Source organism: Planococcus koreensis, from assembly GCF_004761975.1.
Taxonomy (GTDB): domain Bacteria; phylum Bacillota; class Bacilli; order Bacillales_A; family Planococcaceae; genus Planococcus; species Planococcus koreensis.
The window spans coordinates 21368-28112 of record NZ_RQII01000029.1 but is presented as its reverse complement, the minus strand read 5'-3'; the positions used below and the strand labels follow the sequence as shown (position 1 = coordinate 28112).

The 6745-nt window shown below is 42.4% G+C and carries 5 protein-coding genes; all 5 read left to right on the top strand.

Annotation, left to right across the window (positions count from 1 at the left end; translation table 11 throughout):
• Positions 1-387 precede the first annotated feature (387 nt).
• The 5 genes from EGV91_RS07510 (at position 388) to EGV91_RS07490 (ending at position 6720) form a co-directional block, all read left to right on the top strand.
• Positions 388-948, top strand: a complete 561-nt coding sequence (locus EGV91_RS07510; protein ID WP_135502255.1) for a GNAT family N-acetyltransferase — start codon at positions 388-390, stop codon at positions 946-948.
• A 147-nt stretch (positions 949-1095) separates the two neighbouring features.
• Complete coding sequence (locus EGV91_RS07505) at positions 1096-2097, top strand: LLM class flavin-dependent oxidoreductase (RefSeq protein ID WP_135502260.1); 1002 nt, start codon at positions 1096-1098, stop codon at positions 2095-2097.
• An 872-nt stretch (positions 2098-2969) separates the two neighbouring features.
• On the top strand, positions 2970-4304 hold the full coding sequence (locus EGV91_RS07500) for a PQQ-dependent sugar dehydrogenase (RefSeq protein WP_135502253.1): 1335 nt from the start codon (positions 2970-2972) through the stop codon (positions 4302-4304).
• A gap of 298 nt (positions 4305-4602) precedes the next feature.
• Positions 4603-5028: a MarR family winged helix-turn-helix transcriptional regulator gene (locus EGV91_RS07495; protein WP_135502251.1), complete on the top strand. Its 426-nt coding sequence runs from the start codon at positions 4603-4605 to the stop codon at positions 5026-5028.
• 354 nt (positions 5029-5382) lie between these two features.
• Positions 5383-6720, top strand: coding sequence for an NtaA/DmoA family FMN-dependent monooxygenase (locus tag EGV91_RS07490; protein ID WP_241666138.1), 1338 nt, complete (start codon positions 5383-5385; stop codon positions 6718-6720).
• Positions 6721-6745: the final 25 nt, after the last annotated feature.

The window sequence follows — 6745 nt, the reverse complement described above, 5'->3', positions numbered from 1 at the left end:
TAAAGATATTCGTGAATTGCGCCAAAATCCATGTCAGCGGCTTGAAAATGACAACGAGAAAAGAAATAACCGGGAACACCAAGTATGCGACTTTATCCGAGAAAGTTGCCGACAATTGTCTTCGGCAACGACTTCTCCGAAGATGATCAGCACCCTTCATTTTTTGACATCGGAAATGGATTTGGTCCTTCTCTGCTGGGGCTTGTGATACCCATAACAGGATATCCTGTTATGTATGCGATATTAGGAATTTCAGTTATGGCGACGTCTTTCCTCTATTACTTATTACATGGCAAGAAAGAAAAAAACGATCGCAAACACTTGCTGAATAAAACTTAAACGCAAGGGATTAGGAACGAAAAAGAAAACTTGTAAGGATTTGATGAGATGAATTTAAGAGTTGAATCAGTACTTGATAACCGAAAGGAAATCAAGAAAGTAAAAGAATTATATGAGGGCTCATTCCCTCAGAATGAACGGATCCCCATGAAGCTTTTATTATGGAAAGCAAAAAAGGATTTTGTAGACTTTCTTGTTATTTATGACAAGGATATATTTGTCGGATTTACTTACTTAATAACCCGTGAAGACTTAACGTATGTACTTTATATAGCAATAGACAATAATATAAGGTCAAAAGGATATGGCAGCCTTGCGCTCGCTCAAATTAAAGAGAAGTTCCCGGACAATCGAATCATCCTCAATATAGAAGTTGTGGATGAAAATGCAAGCAACTACGAGCAACGGGTAACCCGAAGAAAGTTCTATACACGGAATGGTTATGAAGATTCAACATTATTATATAAAGATCGATGGGGTTTATACGAGGTTATGGTTCACGGAGGCAAGATTAATGGGAAAGAATTTCATGCTTTATTAAAAAGATTTGCAGGAGCTTTACTATTTTCAGTTTTCAAACCCCGAATCACATCATCCACGGAATTGTAAAACAAGCTCTTAAACATAAGGGCTAAGAACTAAAGAAGTTAAAAGGTAAAGTGCATGAACGCTGACGAAACAACCTTTGCTGCCGTGAAGAAGACATCCCAACCTGTACAGTACCGAAGCACACACTATAAATTAAGAGGTGAAATGATGAAGGAATTTGAACTATCTGTTTTATCTGTTGCTCCATTAAGACAAGGTGAAACCATGAAACAAGGGATTGATTCTGCGGTATCGTTAGCAAAAGCGGTCGATAAGATGGGCTATAAACGGATTTGGTTTGCGGAACACCATAATCACGATGCCTATGCAAGTGCCGCTACCGTATCAATCGTGCAACATATATTGGCAAATACCGAAAACATTCGTGTAGGTTCCGGCGGGATTATGCTGCCGAACCATTCCCCCGTAGTTGTCGCAGAGCAATTTGGAACACTTGAAACGCTGTATCCGAACCGTGTAGATCTGGCATTAGGAAGGGCGCCGGGAACAGACCAAAAAACGGCTGATGTGATTCGACGCTCTAATCACAATGGCGTGTTTTTCTTTGAACGGGAAGTCAAAGACGTTTTACGTTATTTGGGGGATGAAGAAATGCAGGGAGAGGTGCGTGCTTACCCTGGCATTGGGACAAATGTTCCGGTTTATATTCTGGGTTCGTCAACCGGTTCAGCCAAGATAGCTGCGAACCTGGGACTTCCTTATGCTTTTGGCGCTCAATTTTCACCTGAGGCAATGGAAGAAGCACTCGCGATCTATCGTGAAAATTTTCAGCCATCCGCCCATTTGCAGGAGCCTTACGTACTTGCTGCCATTAATGTCATTGCAGCAGATTCCATGGAAGAGGCTGCATTTATTTCCGCCAGCCATTTGCAGGTGTATATCGACATCTATACAAATAATTTAAGCCAGCTTATTCCGCCAACCAAAGGTTTTCTTGAATCGTTGTCCCAATTTGAATTGGAAATCCTCCACCACCGGCTTGGATATACCATTATGGGGAATGCCGAAACAATTCGCCGGGACATAATTGGCTTCCAACAGACGTTTGCAGTAGATGAAATTATTGCCATATCCAATATCTATGAATCCAAAAAGGAATTTCATTCATATGAAATTTTGAAGCAAGTTAGTGATGCCTTATTTGTATAAGGTGGACTACATCTATTTTATAGTTCATGAGAAATAGAATCCGTTACAACTACAAAGTAAGAGAGGGGAAGAGTCATGCTGAACAAGCACTGCTCTTCTTCTTTTAACTGTAGAAGTGTATTTATCTGAATGATTTTATTTCTAAAACGAAATATTTTTCTTGTTTGTCAGTAAGAGCCTAAATATCTTATGTAAATGAATAAAAGAGAATTTATATTTCAATGCTCAGTTAACATATGGGGGATTATTGGGAGCTATAAAAATAGAAGGGAGAGAAGAAGCCGATAAGGCATATCTTCTCTCCCTTTGTAATTGTTTCCAAAAAACTACATTTACGGACGCTTAGTGTGGAAGCGCATTCGTGTATTTCATAGTGCTCTTACTGAAAATAGGCTCCACATTGTGACAAATGCATCTTGATTCATTTCAAAATACACACCGATAAACTCGTAATGGATAGATCCATCCTTGAGTAGAGTCAGGCGGATCCTTGAACCGTCATCCAAGTGAAGAGTCAGCTATGTGTATTCCTCATTATTCCGGGAGTTTCCGATCGGGTCGGAGTTTTGTTCACGGGGGAAAGGTTCTGAGTTCTTTAGTTCTCCTAAGAAGATATACAATACGGCCATATCTGGAAGCGGCTGATAATTCTCATTGCCGTTATCCCAATCACTAATAGTATTATTTCCATTTATCATGAAAACAGTCAAATTATTGTTTGTTTTAATACAATTGTGATAGCATTATTTCAAAGGAGTTACATATTTTTAATTATGATATGAAATTCTTAACAATTTTCGATACTGGATTTCAGGGGACTGAAATTTAATATATATCCAGTTAAATATTTTAAAGATGAGGGAGGAAAAACAATGATGAAATTTTCGTGGTCAAGATTAATGTTCCTTACAATGCTGATCTTTGTATTGGCTTTGGCAGCATGTGGCAATGAGGATACTTCAAACGAAGAATCAACTGATGATTCGGATGCTGCAACAGAAGAAAGTGCTGCAACAGAAGAAGGTGTTGAAGAGGGCACTGAAGAAGGCGCTGAAGAAGTGGCTGATGGAAGTGCAGAATCTGCCCCAAAAGTTACTGAGTTTGAACCAGCATTTCCAGAACAAACAAGAGCACCTGCAGTAGTGACTGAAACAGAACTTGATGTGGAAACTGTTGTTGAGGGTCTTGGCGTGTCTTGGGGGATGGCAGAGTTTGAACCCAACCGCTTGCTTGTGACGCAAAGAGATGAAGCAGAACTTCTAATTGTCAACCTTGAAGATGGCTCTGTTTCAGATCCAATCGAAGGTACACCAGAAGTTAATAACTCAGGTCAAGGCGGGTTGCTGGATGTAACCATTGCACCTGATTTTGACGAATCAAGAATGGTATTCCTGACGTTTTCACAAGATGCCGAAGATGGAACTGTAACGGCTGTCGGTAAAGGTGTTTTGTCAGAAGATGAATCTTCACTCGAAGATTTCGAAGTGATCTTCCAAGCACTGCCAGCATATGATGGTGACTTACACTACGGTGGACGCATTATCTTTGATGAGGATGGCAACCTATTCTTGACAACTGGTGAGCGTTCAGATGATCCAATTCGCGAACGTGCACAAGACTTGGATGCTTACTTAGGTAAAGTAATTCACATTACACAAGATGGAGAAGCAGTAGCTACGAATCCATTTGTCGAAGATGAAGACGCACTGGATGGCATTTACAGCTATGGCCACCGCAACATCCAAGGTGTGGACTTCCACCCGGAAACAGGAGACCTATGGATTGTTGAATTCGGTCCACAAGCTGGGGATGAATTGAATATAATTGAACCAGCTAATAACTATGGATGGCCGATTGTTTCTTACGGTATCGAGTACACGGGTGAACTAATCAATGATGGTATTTCAGAACACGAAGCGCAAGGCTTTGTTGAACCAAGATATTATTGGGATCCGACAAGTGCACCAAGTGGTATGGCATTCTATGATAACGACGCAATTCCTGAATGGGAGAACAACTTGTTCATCGGTGGTTTAGTGTCGAGCTATATTGCACGTGTCGTTATTGAAGATGACATCATCGTTGGGGAAGAACGTTTATTGTCTGAAGAAGGCGAACGTTTCCGTGATATTCTTGTAACTGAGGATGGCGCGCTTATTTCAATTACTGATGGCGGTAAGATTTACAAGATTACTGCAGCAAGTTAAGGTGACTTTGAAATAGAAGAAGACGCTGAATAATTTAGTAGTCTCTAAAAGCTCCCAACCATATGTCAATGTCTGAACTGAAACCCGAATTGGGGGCACTTTTAAAGTGTCTACCATTCGGGGTTCAGTTCTTTATTCTTTTTAAGATTTTTTGAAGATAAGAAAATTAATGATGGACAGGAATACTTTAAGTGAACTACTACAAATTTTAATTAGTGTGCTAAATAAATGTTGACGGCTGGAAATTCCGATGGTATATTTAGTGTGCTAAATAGATAAACCTGCTGGAGGGAAAACAATGAAAGTCTCCGTAGATTGTGACATCCGGGAGTCTTTGGATAAAGTATCATCCAAAATGCGCCGGGATTATAGTGAAAGCTTACGAGAAATTAACCTATATGTTGGGCAGGACAATTTGCTCGCCCGTTTATGGGAAGGTGATGGCATCACCCAAATGCAATTGGCTGACCATTTGAAGTGCGAACCGCCCACTGTCACCAATATGGTTAAGTCGCTGGAACAAAACGGATTTATAATCCGTAAGCGCGATGGGAAAGATGGTCGGGTCATGCGAATCTATCTGACTGACAAAGGGAAAGAGTTGGAAAAGCCGGTTGATTTCAAATGGAAGCAGCAGCAAGAAAAATTGCTGAATGGCATTTCACCGGAAGAGCGTTTGGTCTTAAGGGATTTAATGAAGCGGATGGAGAGTAATTTATTTTAATTTCTCTTCGAATACTTATTTAGCAGGCTAAATAATGTGTGGTAATGCCCAATCGCTAAAGGCGTTAATTCCTAGATGATCAAGACTTATTTTGTTAGTAAGCTAAATAAATGCGAAGCAACAGGAAGGGCCAGGAAAATCTAAAAGTCTCGATGATCGCTCATTTACATGCTTAGAGGAACGTCACGGAATAAGTGTAAAAAAGATCGGCCTTTGTTTAGACTCAAAAACGATCCATTTAACATCAAGTGGCAAGTAGAGTAGCAATCAATTAGAAAGACTGTATTTAGCAATTTATAAGTTGCGGAAAAAAATATCTATGCGGGTTTATTGAAAATAAAGGAGAATATGAACATGACAAAAAAAAAACAGATGCAAATGGCATTACAAATGGTTTCCGGCTACGGAGGCGAATTCAGCGCTTGGAGAATGCCGGGCACCGATCCGGCAGCCTATACGAATATGGACAATTATGTGGAACGGGCGAAAATAGCGGAAAAAGGGAAATTCCAGATGATCTTCATTGCGGATACACCGGCATTAACCGTTGATTTGGGACCCCAGACACCAAGTTTTCCGATGGATCCGATGCTTGCCCTTATGGCGGTGGCCAGGGAAACAGAACATATCGGACTGGTGGCAACCCATTCCACAACGTTTAATTATCCCTATAATATTGCCCGCCAGTTCAAAGCGCTGGATGTCATCAGCCACGGCCGTGTAGGCTGGAATGCGGTGACTTCATCCACGCCAGCAGCGGCAGCGAATTTCGGTATGCAGGTGGCCAGCCGACAAGAACGATATGCAAAGGCGCATGAATCGATCCAGATTGTCCAGGCATTATGGGGCAGTTGGGGGGAAGACGCTTATACGCTGGATGCAGCAGGCGGGGAATTTGCCGATATGGAAAAAATTCAGCCGGTCAATCTTCAAGGACAGTATTACGCTTCCCGCGGCCCATTGCCAATCCCTCCTTCAGAGCAAGGCCAGCCGGTACTATTCCAAGCCGGCGGCGGAGCTGAAGGGTTGGAATTAGCGGGGAAATACGCATCCGGTGTCTATGCGAACCCATACGACATTGCATCTGCACGTGAACACCGGCAAGCGCTCCGGCAAAGTGCAGCCCGTTTTGGCAGAAATCCGGATGACATCAAGATGTATGCCGGCTTTATGTTCTCGATTGGCGCGACGGAAGAAGAAGGCCTAGAGCGGCGGAGACAGTTAATGAGTTTCAATCCGGAAGAGATTCCTAGCCGGGTCAGCTATTTGGGTTCTATGGTGGGGTTACGGCTATCGGTAAACACAATAGATATCGATCAGCCTTTGCCGGCTGACCTGCTAGCACGCGCGTTTGCCAATCCGCAGGATCCCCGTTCTCCCCGCGCTTTGCAGTTGGTGAAACAAGGGCTCTCCATACGGGATGTGCTGGCGCATGGCGTCATCAATTACCACCCGGTCGTTGCCGGTACCGCGGTTCAAGTGGCAGACTTCCTGGAAGAATGGTTTTTGGCAGGCGCGACGGATGGTTTTTCGGTTGTTCCGGATATGGCCTACGACGGCGTAGCCGATTTTGTGGAGCAGGTGGTTCCGATTCTGCAGGAGCGCGGTTTGTTCCACAAGGAGTATGAAGGGAAAACACTGCGTGAAAATATGGGCGTTCCTTATCAATACGGAAGTATTGAGGATAAATAATTTATAAACGAAAAGGTTTTAATAA

Excerpts from the sequence above, each read along its gene's own strand:
- EGV91_RS07510 (WP_135502255.1), top strand. The coding sequence starts at position 388 with ATGAATTTAAGAGTTGAATCAGTACTTGATAACCGAAAGGAAATCAAG.
- EGV91_RS07505 (WP_135502260.1), top strand. The coding sequence starts at position 1,096 with ATGAAGGAATTTGAACTATCTGTTTTATCTGTTGCTCCATTAAGACAA.
- EGV91_RS07500 (WP_135502253.1), top strand. The coding sequence starts at position 2,970 with ATGATGAAATTTTCGTGGTCAAGATTAATGTTCCTTACAATGCTGATC.
- EGV91_RS07495 (WP_135502251.1), top strand. The coding sequence starts at position 4,603 with ATGAAAGTCTCCGTAGATTGTGACATCCGGGAGTCTTTGGATAAAGTA.
- EGV91_RS07490 (WP_241666138.1), top strand. The coding sequence starts at position 5,383 with ATGACAAAAAAAAAACAGATGCAAATGGCATTACAAATGGTTTCCGGC.